We start from the raw sequence: 15,498 nt of genomic DNA, 5'->3' as shown, positions 1-15,498 counted from the left end.
CGATTCAGTGTCCACACAGGCAATACCATTAACAACACCTAAAACTCCTACGATGATACGGTGATAAGCCGTGTATATTAATAGCTTCGATATGTTCTTTGGTACCGTAGCCGGAATTTTTGTGCCATAAATATTGAGGCAATTCAGCACTTAAGTCTAGCATCAAACGATCCCTAGTAACTTTTGCAACAATAGAAGCCGCAGCAATCGATAATGATAAATTATCACCGTTAATTATACTGACAAATCTTTCATCCTTAAACTGCATATTACCGTCCACTAACACTATTTCTGGCTCAAGGCTAAGATTTGCCACAGCAATAGAACAAGCTTTTTTAGTTGCCTCTAATATATTAATATCATCAATTTCGGTATGAGAAATAATAGCAGTTGCCCAAACATAATTACTAGTGATTTGTTCATATAGTAATTCTCTTGTCTTTTTGGAAAGCTTTTTAGAATCTTTAATGCCCGTTATAATATTGGCGTTATCTATTATAACGGCACTTGCTACTACCGGACCTGCGAGCGGTCCTCTACCTGCTTCATCTATACCTGCTACAATACAGTTATGATATTTTTTTTCAAAATATAATAGATCTACTTCCATAATTGTATTTTTTTAATTTTTGATATATGATAGAGCAGTTTAGAATTACAAAAAAGGAAAAGTGCAAAATTATTTTCAATTATTAGGACTTCCGCAAGAATATAATATTAATTTAAAGATATTAGAAAAGCAATATTTTGCTATGCAGGTAAAATATCATCCCGATAAAGCAAAAACTTTGCAGGAAAAGGAACAAAATCTAATTACTGCGGCTGAATTAAATAACGCTTACTCTACTCTTAAAGATGCCTTAAAGCGTGCTGAATATATGCTACTTTTGCAAAAGATAAATTTGAATGACGAAAAAACACGTAGTTTACTTTCGCCGCTAGAATTAAGCATATTCTGGGATGAAATGGAAATAATCGAAAATACTATCTTATTTAGTGATTTAGAAAAAATAAAAGACAAATATGAATTAATGAAAAAGCTTGAAATTGATTCTTTAAAACAAGCTTTTGAAGAACAAAATCTATCAGACGCAACTATAAAAACTAGCAAGCTTAAATATATTAGGACATTGCTGCATAAACTGCAAGAAAAAATAAAATCATGCAAATAATAGAAATTAGGGAACCGGAGCAAGCTGATTTTAAGCAAGAACGGCAAATAGCAGTCGGTATCGATTTTGGCACTACTAACTCATTAATAGCTATTGCAGCTAATAGAAAAGTTAAAGTTATTAAATCTATAGATGATAAAGAATTAATCCCAACTACTATAGATTTTACAAGTAACAATTTTACTATAGGTAAGAATAAAGGACTGCGTTCTATTAAAAGACTCTTCGGTAAAACATTAAAAGAAATTCTAAATACTCCGGCACTTTTTTCGTTAGTTAAAGATTATCTAGATGTAAATAGTAGTGAGCTTAAGCTAAATTTTGCAAATAAACAACTGAGAGTACCCGAAATTGCAGCAGAAGTTTTTATTTACCTAAAAAATCAAGCAGAAGAACAATTAAAGACTAATCTAACTAAAGCAGTAATAACAGTACCTGCACATTTTAACGATGCAGCAAGAGGCGAAGTAATGCTTGCGGCTAAAATAGCAGGTTTTGAAGTATTAAGGCTAATTGCCGAACCTACTGCAGCTGCCTATGCTTACGGCTTAAACAAAAATCAAAAAGGCTGTTATTTAGTATATGACCTAGGTGGCGGCACTTTTGACGTATCTATTCTTAATATACAAGAAGGTATTTTTCAAGTTATAGCAACAAACGGCGATAATATGCTTGGTGGCAACGATATAGATGTAGTAATTACACAATATCTTTGCAATAAATTTGATTTACCTAATTCTATAGATACTTTACAACTTGCAAAAAAAGCAAAAGAAACTTTAACATATAAAGATAGTTTTAATAATGATAATATATCAATTAATAAGCAAACATTAGAGCAATTAATTTTACCTTTAGTAGAACGTACTATCAATATAGCTCAAGAGTGTTTAGAACAAGCAGGAAATCCAAATATAGACGGAGTTATTTTAGTAGGGGGTGCAACCCGCATTCCTTTAATAAAAGACGAATTATATAAAGCATTTAAAATAGATATTCTATCAGATATCGATCCTGATAAAGCAGTTGTATGGGGGGCTGCATTACAAGCAGAAAATTTAATAGCACCCCATACCAATTCATTATTGATTGATGTAGCACCTTTATCGCTGGGTATGGAATTATATGGCGGTATAGTTGAAAAAATCATCATGCATAATACTCCGATTCCTATTTCGGTAGTAAAAGAATTTACGACTTATGTCGATAATCAAACCGGTATACAATTTCATATATTGCAAGGTGAACGTGAAATGGCTGCCGATTGCCGCAGTTTAGCTCGATTTGAGTTAAAGGGACTTCCTCCTATGAAAGCAGGATATATTAGAGCCGAAGTTACTTTTGCTATTGACGCAGACGGTATATTATCCGTTTCTGCTTATGAGAAAATCAGCAATACATCACATGCTATAGAAGTAAAGCCAAATCACGGTATTGATAAAACAGAGATTGATATTATGTTAGAAAACGCGTATAAAAATGCTAAAATAGATTATACTACAAGATTATTACAAGAAGCAGTAATTAAAGCAGAGGCTTTAATCTTTAGCATAGAACGTGCTATAGCGGAATTAACAACTTTATTATCGGAAAGTGAGATATCTATAATTAATTCTTTATTAGATAATATAAAAGAAGCCGCACACGCTAGAGATCGGATCTTAATTAATAATTCTATTAAAGAGTTTAAATCCAAAATAAAAAAATCTATGGATACAAAGTTTAATATAATAATTAATGATTTGCTAAAAGGCAAAAATATCAATCAAATTAAATAGCCTCAGTTATATATAAAATATTATAATATATAATTAATCGAACTAATTTAGATAAGGAAAAATAAGAAGAATGTCAGGAAAAATAAAAGTAACATTTATTATAAATGATGGAGAAGAAAAAACAGTAGAAGCACCGATAGGGCTTTCTATTTTAGAAATTGCCCATAGTAACGATCTAGACCTTGAGGGAGCTTGTGAAGGATCGCTTGCTTGTGCTACTTGTCACGTTATTTTAGAAGAAGAATTTTACAACAAATTAAAAAAACCTACGGAAGCAGAGGAAGATATGCTTGACTTAGCCTTTGGTCTTACCGACACTTCTAGATTGGGATGTCAAATTATTTTAACCGAAGAATTAGACGGCATAAAAGTGCGCCTTCCTTCTGCTACTCGTAATATAAAATTATAATGGATTAAAAAAGTGATACGTAAAATACTTCTTTTTGTGTTTTTAGCCTTTACTATAATATGGTTTGCAACTGCATATACTATAAAAAATAACGTTGTAAGTTTAATTAAGAATTCTGAATCTGATAATCTTAAAATATCTTATAATGCAGTTAAGTTTTCAGGCTATCCTTTTAATTGGAAAATTACCGTAACGGATCCTAAAGTAAAATTAATTGATCATGTAAATTCTAAAGAATTTACATGCAAAAATATTGTCCTAAATATAGCTTTTAGTACTAAAAGAGCCGCTCTTAATTTCGGTCCTTTTATTAGAGAAGTCGATAATTACGGCGACAAAACATTTACCTATGATGTACGCAGCGATGATGACCTAAAGGGTATAGGAAAATTTAATAAACCTTTATATAAAATATCAAAAGATGATAATTTAAAAGAAATATTAAAATCAATTCAGTTAAATAATAAAGCATTATTGATATTTAAAGATAATCAAGAAATCTTTAAAATTAATGATTTAGCATTTCTTATAAGAAAACAGAATTTAGCAAGTGAGGAAAATATATCCTTATTTTTAAATATGAATTATTATTCAGAAAAAGATATTTTGAATTTTAAAAATGCTAATTTAGATATTGCTGCTTCTTTAAAATTTGCTGAAGACGGAGAAGATTCAGCTATTTTACAAAATTTTAATATAGAAAGATTTATTTTTACTTGTGATAATGATTCTACAATTAATTTAAACGGTGCTTTACAACTCTTTGCCAATAAATTACCGAAAGGAAAACTACATTTTGAGCTGGAAAATTATAATTCCATAGTTGATAAATTATTACCGAATAATATTATTTTTTCTAAGAAAATAATTAAAACAATTAATAAAGCTTCCGACGCGCAATTAAATACAGAGCAAAATGATTCAAATTCGGCTTACAACAATATAGAAAAAGCTAAGTTTGATATTGAGTTTTCAGACAAAGGAATAAATATCGGTTCTATTAATTTATTAGAACTAAAACTTGGTGAACATAAAGAAGACCAAAATACCGCAAATAATGCAAATTAGTTTTATGAACAATTTTAAACTAGCGACTATTATTAGCATATTTCTTATTTGCAGTAATATTTATGCTGCTCCAAAAGTCATTAAAATCGGTACCGGCTCTATTTTAAAAGGATATTATGCTATTGGACTTGATTTATGCAAGACTATTACAAATGACGATAAAAATAATGAACATATTAAATGCGAAGTTGTTGCAACAAACGGTAGTATAGAAAATTTAAAATTATTACAACAAGGCAAAATTGATTTAGCCCTAGTGCAAGCTAATATTGCAGTAGAAGCATATGAGGGCATAGGTTATTATCACGATCAAGAAAAAATGCAAAATTTACGTCAGGTGCTTAATCTACATGATGAGTTTTTTACGGTTATTGTAAAAGATGAGGATAAAATAAAAGTTTTTGCTGATATTGACGGAAAAAAAATAACTAACGGTCCGGCATTTTCCAGTAGTAATATTACTTATGATGCCGTACGTTCTTTATATAAATTTGCTAAGGAACCTGAAGAGCTACACATTAATTATGAAGATTCTAGTGATAAATTCTGTAATAAGGAAATAGATGCTATAATAATGATGGTTGGACATTCTAACCCCTTAGTAAATTTAATAGCTAATAAGTGTGGAATTGATTTCGTTTCAATTGACAATGATAAAATAACGGAAGTAATAAAACAAAATAGAGCTTTTCATAAAGCCATACTTCATAAGGGCCTATATCCAGGGATTACCGATGATCAAACTACAGTAAAAGTATCAGCAATCCTAGTAACTAGAGATGAGGCGAATCGTAATATTTTAGATAAATTTATCGGAGCTTTTCATAGAAACGTAGCAAATTTTAAACTTTCTAATTACTTATTAAATAACCTGGACATTAACTATTTCGCCGATACTAAAAATTTTGTTCTACCAAAACATGATTCAGTAAGAAACAAAAACTAACAATATCTTATGTCTGAAAATACTATATTTAAAAATATACTTATACCTATAGATTTAAATGATAAAAAATCTATAAAAGGTATTCTTTCTAAGGCTTTAATGCTTGCGACGCACTTTCAAGCAAAATTACATTTTATGTATGTAATTCCTGAATTCGGTACGAAAATGTTTGAAGATTACTTACCTAAAAATTGGAGAACGGAGAAAAAAGAAAAGTATAAAGCTCAAATTAAAGAGCTTATCAAACAATATATTCCCGATGCAATTGAAACAGATTATTATATAGGTAGCGGTGCCGTTTATGATGAAATAATTAAGCACTCTAATGAAATTAAAGCCGATTTAATAATAATATCTGCAGTCAGACTACAATTAAAAGATTATATGCTTGGACCTAATGCTTCTAAAATCGTCCGTCATTCAGATATATCAGTGTTAGTAGTAAGAGACGAGTAATAAGTATTATTTACGACTCTTGGGAGTGCAATTGCTAGCGTGGGTCCATAATCGTCATTGCGAGCAGCCGTAGGCTGCGTGGCAATCCACAAAAAATAAAAAAAATGCTAATTTATAGCATTTTTTTACTGGATTGCTTCGTCAAAACTTACAGTTTTTGCTCGCAATGACGATTTTGGCTGTTATAACTTCACTTTCAACTGCATAAAGCCTTGATGGCTTTGATATTTCTTTTGTAAATGACAGTTATATTCAAGTAATACGCTTACATTATCTTTTTCAGTTAAAACGCTAGCACCGATATTATAAGCGACTTTAGGTTGCTTCGGTAATGCGATAGTGTCATTAACTTCTCTATCTTTCCATTTTACTTTAGCATTAAGTTTTTTCCTATTGTCATTAAAGTAATGTTCTACAGATGCTTGAAGTGCAGACGTGACACTGAAACCTTCAGCTATTTTCTGCGGTGCTAAAGCTACCTTACCGCCTAAAATACCGCTCCATAAATGCTGCTTTTTAGAAGCGATACTCAAATGCTGAATACCTACATCACTTTCTTGATATGTATCGTCTTTAGAGTGGCCGTATCTTATACCAAGATTTGTAGTAAAAGTAATATCACCATTCATAAGATGATTATAACTTAATAAAGTTCCAAAGTTATAATTATTATTCTTATATTTACCGGTTGCAATAGTACCTAAACGGTTGATTTTACTCTTTACTATATTATGATTGTAAGCAAACATAGCTTATATCATAAAGTTTTTCGGTAATTCTTTTTGTCCGTATAAAGTTACGATATGGCTATCGATATTAGTATTTGACCTACTACCGTTAGATTTAAACTTTGAATCCAATTTAGTATAAGCAATACCGACTAAATCTTTGTAGTTATCAGAACCAATATCAAAACCTATAGTACCCGCCCGAAGCATGACCTTTATAACCGGCAAAACCTTTTTGCATATTAGTACCGTAAGTACCTGCAATCCAAAGGCTTTTATCTAACACTTTTGCATCTTCATCCCCGCAGCAACCGCAGCACTAGAGAACATTCTATGCGATATAATATTACAGCTCATTTGAGTGATATCATGAATCGGATTATATATTGCTCCAATCATTTCTTCGTCTTGTTTTACTGCATTTTGCATTTTTACAACTTCCAGCAGCTTCAACTCTTACAGCTCCAGCAATGCTTGCTTCTACAGCTTCCTTTATAGAAGCAACTACTTTTGCCTCCTCTTCTTGTCTAGCTTCCTCTTGCTTCGAGTTGTCAAGGCTAACTTCAGAATCCTTAGATGCTGATTTATTTGTACTACTAGATACTTCTACTTTTGTTCGCTCGCTGTATTATATTATAATCATCATCAAAGCCTTCAATATTGCCCTCTACAGGAACAATCCTCTCTATACGTTGAACAATCATAATTTCTGCACCAGTATGTGGAGCTTCTTCCACCGGAGGTAGGGAACTACCCCTACATCTTTCATATTAATAACTACCGGTGCCGGTGCTAATGGAGCTGCAACTGCAGGAACAGCTATTACCTCTTCTGCGTCCTCTTCAGGATCTGCCGGTAAAACCAATAGTGCAACAGAAGCCACAGAAGCAACAGCATGAGCTACTACAACTACTCCACCATAGCTTACGTCTCCATTTGCTACTGCGCTTGTGCTGCTGCCTGACTTAGGACGTCTTGTAGCCACTTCTGCTTCATTTATAGCTGCCGCTTCTATAATTGCTGCTAACCTAGAATTATTCGCTTTAAGTTACTGCATTAATCCTGCATCTTGATTCATTCTAACACATAGATTTCTTGTTGCCTGATCTATATATAACTTGCTACTTCTCTTTTAGGACCTATGAACTCAATATTGGTTCCTTCTTTTATAGCTTGAGTTAATTGATTTATATTAACATCAAGTGCATCTGCATTTTTAGTTGTATATTTCTCAAAAACTTCTTCTACAATTAATGCTTTTAGTTTTTCCTTTCCTTGAGTCTTTATTGCTAACTCTCTTTTTAAATCCGTGTCAACTGAAGCTGCTATAGCTTGAACAGCGGTTTCATATTTTTTCCCCTATTTTAGAAGTAGGAGCAATATAAGCTACTGCCACTGCAACCGCAGCATTTTTTTTAGGAAAAAGATTTTCGATAGGCTTTAGACTGTTCCTCTTTCTGACTAAACCGTCCATACCAAGCCCATTATATCCTACCCTCGTAGGTAGTGGCGGTGTGTCCACCTGTTACCACTATTACCGGTGCCACAAACAGGGGTATTAGCAGCTTTCGCTGCTTTTACTCCTTTTAATACCGCTTCTATTTTCTCATCACTTATTATATTAAGAAATTTTACAATTGCCTCTTGGGAGAAATCTTTAGTATTAGGTATTAAAGCTTTCATTTTTGCATTAAAATTATTTTGTACGGCGTCTGTTATATTTTTCTCTGTAATGGTTTTAGAAGCTTTAGATAAACCAACTGCATTATCGGCTAAAACTTTTCTTAGTAATCTAGCGTTAATATTAACTGCCGTTTCATAAATTCTTGATAATGTTGCCGGTGCAGCTTTATTTTGTAAAAATGTTAGCCGCTATCTATATTACTTTCCACTGTTAAATTAACAATATTGTTATTAATCCAATTATTTATTTGAGTATTTACGTTTACTTTAGGAGTAAGGGCTATATTATCGCGTACGTCTCCTTTATTAAGAGCTAGATCTAGTACATCGGAAAATTTTAAAGTATTAAAATTATCAACAATTCTCTCTATTTCATTATTTAAAGAATTTGCTCCTAAAACATTTTCATTTTTAGCAATATAATCTATTCTTTATATAATTGTTTTCTTATCTTGTAGTTCATCTTTTATTTTTATTTCAGTACTTCTTGCCGTAATATGATTTTGTAAGTCCAGCGGTAATGTATCAAAAGTATAGTTTAAACGGTCTATTGCATTATGTTCTTCTTCATTAAATAGCTCTTTAAAAAATTCCTGGTTGGCTATTTTATTATTTCAAGTTAAAGCTTGCCTTGAAATTTGCTTTATTACATTATCATCTTTTAGTCTATTCCAAATATTCTCAGCTTGTATCATTAATTGTGCTTTATCAGGCTTTGCTTCTGAAAATAATGCTAAAGACTCGAGTGGACTTTTCCTTTCTTCTAAAGTTAAAAGTGTTTTGATAGTAATCCTTAAATCTGTTTCTGCACCTAATGTTCTTACTTCTAGCTTTCCGGGATTTCCATTATTTTTAGCTAAATACATCTCATTATGAAATATTCTGTCTAAAGTATTCGGAGCTACAAGAACTTCTGCAACTGCTCTGCCTACAACCGGTGCCAGTGCAGCTATTCTTCCCCTTAATGCAGCATCTTCTTTTGCCTTTAGATTTATAACCTACTAATTTTAGTTATCATCACCTATGGCATCTAGATTTGCTATATCCCTAGCTATTGCAAGTCTTATACCTACACCTGCCGGAGGAGGAGCTGCTACTCCACCCGGTAGAGACGGAGGAGGCGGTACTACTCCTGCCATTGCTTGAGGTGCTATATTACAAGACCTACTAGACCCTCATTATCTATTCTTATTTCACCTACAGTCTTTTTTAGGACAAGTGCCAGATCGCTCATTGTTAAAGCATTTTCTTACCATCCAAATCTTTAGTTATTAAAACGACATCTTTCAAAATCTTGTTATAACTTTTTAGACCTTGCTCATCAACTACCTTATCGTTTTCATTCACTATCTTAATTTTACCGTTATCAATATATGCTTCTTTTCATCTGCTCTAAATAATTAACTACTATTGCAGGATCAGCTAAAACTTCATTACGGATGGTCTTATGGGAATACTAGATTGTTTAGACTCAAGCTCAACTAAGTTTTGATTAACATAGTTTTTAAATTGATCTAATAATTTATGTTTTGCTTCCGGAGTAGCTACGCTTTTAAACTTATTTAATAAAGGACTGTTTCCTGATTCAGAGTATTTAGCATTAATATCGATGCTTCTTACAGTAGGATCAGTAATATTAGTACCAAAAAATACATGTTCAAAAGCTTCTGTTGTTAAAGGAGCTTCAACATAATTATTTACAACTTTTAAATCGTCATTAGCATCTACACCGCCTGTCATAGCTATATATTTTAACTGCTCCAAAGGTGTATTTAAATTTTCTATGTTATTAAAATGTATAGCCTTTTTAATTTTATCGTTAATACTGACAGCATTTGCCCCTTCAGCTTTAGCAAGGATTTCCAATACTTGAAGTCTATTTTCTAGAGCCATCTCTTGCTCGTTACGTCCTGTTTCTACTGCTGTATCACCTGTTAAAATCAACAACTTCAACACCGGGCTGCACGTACTTCTCTTCTTTCTCTAGCACCGTTAAGTACAAGAGCAACTGCTTGAAGTCTAGTGACTTCTATTATTTCATTATTGAATAATCTTCTTTCCCCCGGCATAAGATCGTCAACAAGGTCACCAAAATCCGTACGGTCCTGAATTCCTTTTATAACATTAAGCTTTTGAGCAGGAGTTAATATTTGGTAGTCAGCAGTATGGTTTAATATATCATAGATTTCTATATCTGCTCTTGCTTCCTTGGTCACAGCGGTAAGGATTGCAGCATTAGCACAGCTAAGTAAGAATAATTTTGTAAGTTTAGAATTTATAGATTTAATATTTTTTCCATAATATCTAATTTCTCTTGAAATCTTAACAATTACTTAAAATATTAATACTTGTTTGTTATTAAAGATAATGATACATAAAGAAATATTATGTCAAAAATTTATATTGATGGGCTTTATATTGATGGGCTATAAAATAGGATAGTAACGTGGATTTTATATGATATTTTAGTATTTATAGGAAGTGTAAAGCTTAATTTTGTTAACGTTTGGTTAATTGATTAAAATCTCGTAGAGTATTATACGATATTACTTCTATACATGCAAGCTATATTATTAAAAATTTCATTATTTTTAAAATGCTTTATAATGATTGTTATATAACATGATGTCATTATGATGTCATTCCAGCATGAATACCCAAGTCGTCATTGCGAGCGAACGTTAGTGAGCGTGGCAATCTCAGGAATTTTTCCAATATTGCTTCGTCAACACTTACAGTTTTTCCTCGCAATGACGAAAAAATCGTTCCACGCAACCGCGCTTTCTTGCCTACGCGGGAATGACATTAAACTATAAGGTATATACTTTGTCTCTCAAAACCAAATTACTTTTTATTACAATCAGCGGCATTATAATATTATATTTTGCTATTCCTCCTGCACCTTTACTTAAAGACGTAAGTTTCTCACAAAGAGTATTTGACCGAAACGGCGAGTTAATGCGTATTTCGCTTTCTAAAGACGATAAATATAGGATATTCACTCCTATACGTGAAATACCGGCAAGTTTTATAGACGCAGTACTATTATATGAAGACAAGCATTTTTATGAGCATTTTGGCGTTAACCCCGTTTCTTTAGCCAAAGCTTTTTATTCTACTTATTTACAGAATAATCGTAAAATAGGCGGCTCTACTATAACAATGCAAGTAGCACGTTTAAGATATGGAATACACTCTTCTACTATTCTTGGTAAAATCCATCAAATCATTAAAGCTATTCATGTAGAGCTACATTATTCAAAAGATGAAATCCTAGAAGGTTATCTAAATCTAGTGCCTTACGGTAGTAATATTGAAGGGATAGCAGCCGGCAGTTATATTTACCTCAACCGTGACCTAAAAGATTTAAATTTGATCGATATTCTAAGCCTTGCAGTAATCCCACAAAATCCGCTTAAAAGAGGCGGGAATGATATTAATATTTTTAAAGCACGTAAATATCTATTTACCGAGTGGCTCACGATTCACCCACAAGATATTATTTATAATCAGTTAATTAGTTTGCCGATTAAATTTAATCAAAATAAAAAGCTTCCTTTTATTGCACCGCATTTTACTTTAGACATACTAGCAAATAATGATAGCCCTATTATACGCACTACTATAGATAAAAATCTGCAAGCTACTATAGAAAAACAAGTGCGGCTATATATTAATGATCGGAAAAAATATGGCATTAATAATGCCTCCGTAATTCTTATTGATTTTACTACTATGGAAGTGCTTGCAAGTATTGGCTCCGGAGAGTTTTTTAATAACGATATTTGTGGACAGATTAACGGCACTAAAAGCCATAGATCTCCAGGCTCAGCTTTAAAACCGTTTGTCTATGCACTTAGTTTTGATCAATCACTAATACATCCATTAACTTTACTAAAGGATACACCTACTTACTACGATCATTATAAACCGGAAAATTTTGATAGTAGGTTTGCAGGCGGTTTAAGTGCTAGAGAATCGTTAATAAAGAGCCGTAACGTACCTGTAATCTTTCTGGCGTCTAAGTTAAAAAAACCGAATTTTTATGAGTTCTTACAACAAGCAAAAATTAGCGGCTTACGAAAACCTGAAAATTATGGTTTATCTATAGTACTCGGCACAGCAGAAATTACTCTTGAAGAGTTAACTACTCTTTATGCTATGCTTGCTAATTTCGGTACTTATAAACCGCTTAGAAAAGTATTGGATTCTCCTATGTCATTCCTGCGAAAGCAGGAATCCATAAAAAATGACCTAAATATTGGAACAAAAATTTCATATGATTTACTGGATTCCCGCTTTCGCGGGAATGACACAGGAGAGGACAAGGATGACACGGACACCGTACTACTATCCCCCGAGGCAAGCTATTTAACACTTGATATTATAAAAGATACGACTCGTCCTATTACCTATAATAATACAAGGCATAACTTACCGATTTATTGGAAAACAGGTACTTCCAGCTCATTTAGAGATGCACTTAGCGTCGGCATATTCGGAAAATACGTACTTGCTGTTTGGGTTGGGGATTTCAAAGGGCAAACTCACGGGACATTTACGGGTAATATTTCTGCAGCCCCTTTATTCTTTAATATTATTGAATCCATAGCTAGACCAAATAAAGATGAGGATTTAATCCTTTCAAAAATTAATGCACTAAATATTACTAAAGTAAAAGTTTGTGCAGATACGGGAGATATCGATAACGATATGTGTCCGGTTAAAGCAGAAACCTTATTCATTAAAGGCAAATCACCGATAAAACAATCCGGTATTTATAGAAAAATGTTGATAGATTTAAAAACCGGTATGCCTGCTTGTAACTTTATTAAAGGACAAACAGAATATAAAACAGTCAATTTATGGCCAACAGATATGCTGTCGGTTTATCAAAAAGCAGGAATACATATATTACCGAAACCGATACCTACAAACCATTGTAATAGGTTGATAAATTGGCATCATCAAAAACCTAAAATTATATACCCGTTAAAAAATTCCGTACATTCAATTAAAAATAGTGATAACATTACTTTTAGTGCGATTAGCGATAATAAAACCAACAACATTTTTTGGTTTGTGGAAAATGAATTAATAGCAACCGCAAAACCAAACGAAGCAGTAATATGGAAAGCAAAAGCTGGTGAATTTATTATTAGAGCTATCAGCGATAGCGGCGAAAGCGACAGTATAAAAATTTATATTAAAGAATAGATTAGCGGTTATATATGAAATTTAAAATTCCCACAGAAGTTGATATTAAACCTTTCACAGAAGAAGAAACTGCTCTTGATTCTTTAAAAGCAAATATTCTAAATGCATTGACTGAAGTGAATTATTCACTAATACCAGCAGGAAAAACACCAGAAGCTACAGTAGTAATAGGATTACCTTATAGCGGAAAAAGCACATTTTTAAATGCTCTTGGGAACAACCTTAAGATTATCGCAAACGGTAAAGAATTTACATTTGATAAATTATTTGATTTTGAAACAACGCCGGAAATTCAGCATAAATATGAGCCGGCTATATATGTGATCCCAAAAAATTTGAAATTGCAGAAAAAGTATTTTGGGAATGCTCTAACGGAGTACCCGATACAGTGCAAGAGTTAATCAATGTATTTTTCATTAAAAAGCTAGTTCAAATGACCGATAAATTAAAATTTATCATAGTAGCAAAAGAAGAGACCGTAAAATCCCCTATTATCTTTAACAGGATTATAGAAGACTTTAAAAATATTTTTCCTACAGAAAAACACAAAACTACAGAAAAACACAAAAAATTAAAAGGAAATGTTATATGCGTAATAACACAACATAATGAAAATAATCATGAAAACATTATACCGATGTTACAAAATAGCATTGCTATTAACAAGGATATATTAGAATTCTCTGATATAAAATTTTTCTATAAACCTACTTCTCAAAATGGGGAAATAAACCTCTCGCTAGAATTAAAACGCCTAGAAGAGAAAAAAGGAGTACAAAATTTAGAGATAAAGAAGCTCAGTTCATTGCTAAAGGACAAGACAGTCTGATAGAAAATTTACATACACAAATACAGATAAATGTAGAATGTATAATTAATACTATCCAATCAATTTTTGAAGACTTTAATGTATATACACCTCTTAACTACTCAAAATTTTTAGATAATAACTATGAGGGTTATATTAAACCATCTTTACCAAGTTCTCTAATACAATATCCGGCTACAGAAAAAACTCTTTCTTGTTTTGAAGGATTAGCACAATTATCAGAATTTCAAGCTATCATATTAAACAAACAAGCTAATAACCTTATAGGGGTAATATTTCAAATTTTAGACTCTATTGAGCAATTCACAGATAATAAACCGGTTATTCAAGCTTACCGATATGTATTAAACCTACAAATTAAAGAATTATCATTATTTGAAGAAATGTTATCTACAACATGGTCTCAATCCAATGATTGCTATAGTTCCTTAATTGAAATATGTGATTTATTCATACAAAATAACTATCTATCTTCTATAAAAAATATAGAACCTAAACACGATCAACCAGTGCAATATTATAAAGAAGCCATAGAGTGGTTAAATAAGTACTCGGACAAAGAGCAGAAGTGACTCAAACTATAACTAGCTGCTACTCTAAAATAGGCGATATATTGAGCGAAGAAGAAGATTATAATGGAGCTTTAGCTAATTATAATGCAGCTCTAACATGTAATGAAGAACTTAAAGAAATGTACAATAAAATCGGCGATATGCTACTTAACTTAGGACGTGAAGACCCAGCTATCATATTTTATAGAAAGAATAATAAATTAGACTCTATATGAAAATGTTATGACAGTCTTATAAATAAGGCTGAAAAGCCTATAAAATATGATTTATATATGGCACAAGGAAACGAACTTTGCTTTCAAACACAACAGGCAACAAATGCTGCAGAATCATATTTTAAAGCAGCTGGTGTTGTACGTGATCCTCAAAAATAACGAGATGCAATGCTTATGGCATACAATACTTTCTTAGGAACCCCAAATAATAACGCAATTCAACAAACAGATATTTCAGAACAACAACAAAGAGAGGGATATCTTAATGGTATAATCGGCGATATTATTGATCTGTGATCGTTCACTGGTGTTAAGCGGCTTATTATTCCTCTCTATCATCCCGTGATTTATTCACGGAATCCAGTAAAACATATAAAAATTTATTTTTATATGTTTATTTTGTTAAACATGTAGTGTAGGTACAA

Annotated in this window: 19 protein-coding genes and 3 pseudogenes; 13 read left to right on the top strand and 9 right to left on the bottom strand. The window is 32.1% G+C overall.

What is annotated here, in order from left to right; translation table 11 throughout:
* Positions 1-28: 28 nt before the first annotated feature.
* A complete protein-coding gene (locus tag RMA_RS01440) occupies positions 29-610 on the bottom strand; it encodes a ribonuclease HII (RefSeq protein ID WP_041404536.1) in 582 nt (193 codons plus the stop codon).
* Positions 611-671: 61 nt separating this feature from the next.
* Here RMA_RS01440 and hscB point away from each other — a divergent pair, with 61 nt between their 5' ends.
* The 6 genes from hscB (at position 672) to RMA_RS01410 (ending at position 5,829) form a co-directional block, all read left to right on the top strand.
* Positions 672-1,172, top strand: coding sequence for a Fe-S protein assembly co-chaperone HscB (gene hscB, locus RMA_RS01435; protein WP_012152520.1), 501 nt, complete (start codon positions 672-674; stop codon positions 1,170-1,172).
* Positions 1,163-2,950 carry a Fe-S protein assembly chaperone HscA gene (gene hscA, locus RMA_RS01430; RefSeq protein ID WP_041404535.1) on the top strand — a complete coding sequence of 596 codons (1,788 nt, stop codon included), beginning with the start codon at positions 1,163-1,165 and terminating at the stop codon, positions 2,948-2,950. The genes hscB and hscA overlap by 10 nt, the downstream gene beginning before the upstream one ends.
* Before the next feature lie 70 nt (positions 2,951-3,020).
* A complete protein-coding gene (locus RMA_RS01425) occupies positions 3,021-3,359 on the top strand; it encodes a ferredoxin family 2Fe-2S iron-sulfur cluster binding protein (RefSeq protein WP_010423662.1) in 339 nt (112 codons plus the stop codon).
* A gap of 12 nt (positions 3,360-3,371) precedes the next feature.
* Positions 3,372-4,427: a hypothetical protein gene (locus RMA_RS01420; RefSeq protein WP_041404534.1), complete on the top strand. Its 1,056-nt coding sequence runs from the start codon at positions 3,372-3,374 to the stop codon at positions 4,425-4,427.
* Positions 4,428-4,431: 4 nt separating this feature from the next.
* Positions 4,432-5,373, top strand: a complete 942-nt coding sequence (locus RMA_RS01415) for a TAXI family TRAP transporter solute-binding subunit (protein WP_041404940.1) — start codon at positions 4,432-4,434, stop codon at positions 5,371-5,373.
* 9 nt (positions 5,374-5,382) lie between these two features.
* Positions 5,383-5,829 (top strand): universal stress protein, encoded by a 447-nt coding sequence (locus RMA_RS01410; protein ID WP_012152515.1) that lies wholly within the window; start codon positions 5,383-5,385, stop codon positions 5,827-5,829.
* A gap of 182 nt (positions 5,830-6,011) precedes the next feature.
* Here the strand turns inward: RMA_RS01410 and RMA_RS10560 are convergent, their stop codons facing one another.
* From RMA_RS10560 to RMA_RS09785, 5 genes are all read right to left on the bottom strand, one after another.
* Positions 6,012-6,578, bottom strand: a complete 567-nt coding sequence (locus tag RMA_RS10560) for an autotransporter outer membrane beta-barrel domain-containing protein (protein WP_238375515.1) — start codon at positions 6,576-6,578, stop codon at positions 6,012-6,014.
* Between the two features lie 3 nt (positions 6,579-6,581).
* Positions 6,582-6,785: an autotransporter outer membrane beta-barrel domain-containing protein gene (locus tag RMA_RS10555; protein WP_238375514.1), complete on the bottom strand. Its 204-nt coding sequence runs from the start codon at positions 6,783-6,785 to the stop codon at positions 6,582-6,584.
* A 51-nt stretch (positions 6,786-6,836) separates the two neighbouring features.
* Positions 6,837-6,986, bottom strand: coding sequence for a hypothetical protein (locus RMA_RS10550; protein WP_238375513.1), 150 nt, complete (start codon positions 6,984-6,986; stop codon positions 6,837-6,839).
* 271 nt (positions 6,987-7,257) lie between these two features.
* Positions 7,258-7,542 carry a hypothetical protein gene (locus tag RMA_RS10545; RefSeq protein ID WP_238375512.1) on the bottom strand — a complete coding sequence of 95 codons (285 nt, stop codon included), beginning with the start codon at positions 7,540-7,542 and terminating at the stop codon, positions 7,258-7,260.
* Between the two features lie 360 nt (positions 7,543-7,902).
* Positions 7,903-8,079: a hypothetical protein gene (locus tag RMA_RS09785; RefSeq protein ID WP_187145920.1), complete on the bottom strand. Its 177-nt coding sequence runs from the start codon at positions 8,077-8,079 to the stop codon at positions 7,903-7,905.
* 18 nt (positions 8,080-8,097) lie between these two features.
* On the opposite strand from RMA_RS09785, the gene RMA_RS01390 reads away from it, so the two are divergent.
* Entirely contained in the window at positions 8,098-8,379 is a 282-nt protein-coding gene (locus RMA_RS01390) for a hypothetical protein (protein ID WP_081427861.1), read from the top strand.
* Between the two features lie 475 nt (positions 8,380-8,854).
* Here RMA_RS01390 and RMA_RS07530 read toward each other — a convergent pair whose 3' ends face one another.
* The 3 genes and pseudogenes from RMA_RS07530 to RMA_RS11885 form a co-directional block, all read right to left on the bottom strand.
* A complete protein-coding gene (locus RMA_RS07530) occupies positions 8,855-9,106 on the bottom strand; it encodes a hypothetical protein (RefSeq protein ID WP_049749339.1) in 252 nt (83 codons plus the stop codon).
* A gap of 4 nt (positions 9,107-9,110) precedes the next feature.
* A pseudogene (locus RMA_RS01380) lies at positions 9,111-9,379 on the bottom strand (hypothetical protein).
* A 652-nt stretch (positions 9,380-10,031) separates the two neighbouring features.
* Positions 10,032-10,456 (bottom strand): annotated as a pseudogene (locus RMA_RS11885) (cell surface protein); the annotation flags it as partial.
* Positions 10,457-11,066: 610 nt separating this feature from the next.
* Here RMA_RS11885 and pbpC point away from each other — a divergent pair.
* The 6 genes and pseudogenes from pbpC (at position 11,067) to RMA_RS11635 (ending at position 15,370) form a co-directional block, all read left to right on the top strand.
* The gene (gene pbpC, locus RMA_RS01360; protein WP_041404938.1) at positions 11,067-13,457 is read left to right on the top strand and encodes a penicillin-binding protein 1C; all 2,391 of its coding nucleotides are present in this window, start codon (positions 11,067-11,069) and stop codon (positions 13,455-13,457) included.
* 14 nt (positions 13,458-13,471) lie between these two features.
* The gene (locus RMA_RS10535; protein WP_041404533.1) at positions 13,472-13,858 is read left to right on the top strand and encodes a hypothetical protein; all 387 of its coding nucleotides are present in this window, start codon (positions 13,472-13,474) and stop codon (positions 13,856-13,858) included.
* Positions 13,846-14,134, top strand: a pseudogene (locus tag RMA_RS09770) (hypothetical protein). Before RMA_RS10535 ends, RMA_RS09770 begins: the two are co-directional and overlap by 13 nt.
* Positions 14,135-14,669: 535 nt before the next feature.
* Positions 14,670-14,858, top strand: a complete 189-nt coding sequence (locus RMA_RS09765) for a hypothetical protein (RefSeq protein WP_187145919.1) — start codon at positions 14,670-14,672, stop codon at positions 14,856-14,858.
* Positions 14,855-15,073: a tetratricopeptide repeat protein gene (locus RMA_RS10530; protein WP_049749338.1), complete on the top strand. Its 219-nt coding sequence runs from the start codon at positions 14,855-14,857 to the stop codon at positions 15,071-15,073. The genes RMA_RS09765 and RMA_RS10530 overlap by 4 nt, the downstream gene beginning before the upstream one ends.
* Before the next feature lie 174 nt (positions 15,074-15,247).
* On the top strand, positions 15,248-15,370 hold the full coding sequence (locus tag RMA_RS11635; RefSeq protein ID WP_269479122.1) for a hypothetical protein: 123 nt from the start codon (positions 15,248-15,250) through the stop codon (positions 15,368-15,370).
* Positions 15,371-15,498 lie beyond the last annotated feature (128 nt).

Origin of the sequence: Rickettsia massiliae MTU5, from assembly GCF_000016625.1 — a bacterium.
GTDB classification, from domain to species: Bacteria; Pseudomonadota; Alphaproteobacteria; order Rickettsiales; family Rickettsiaceae; genus Rickettsia; species Rickettsia rickettsii.
The sequence above is the reverse complement of the archived record's forward strand: the minus strand, read 5'-3'. Positions and strand labels throughout refer to the sequence as shown.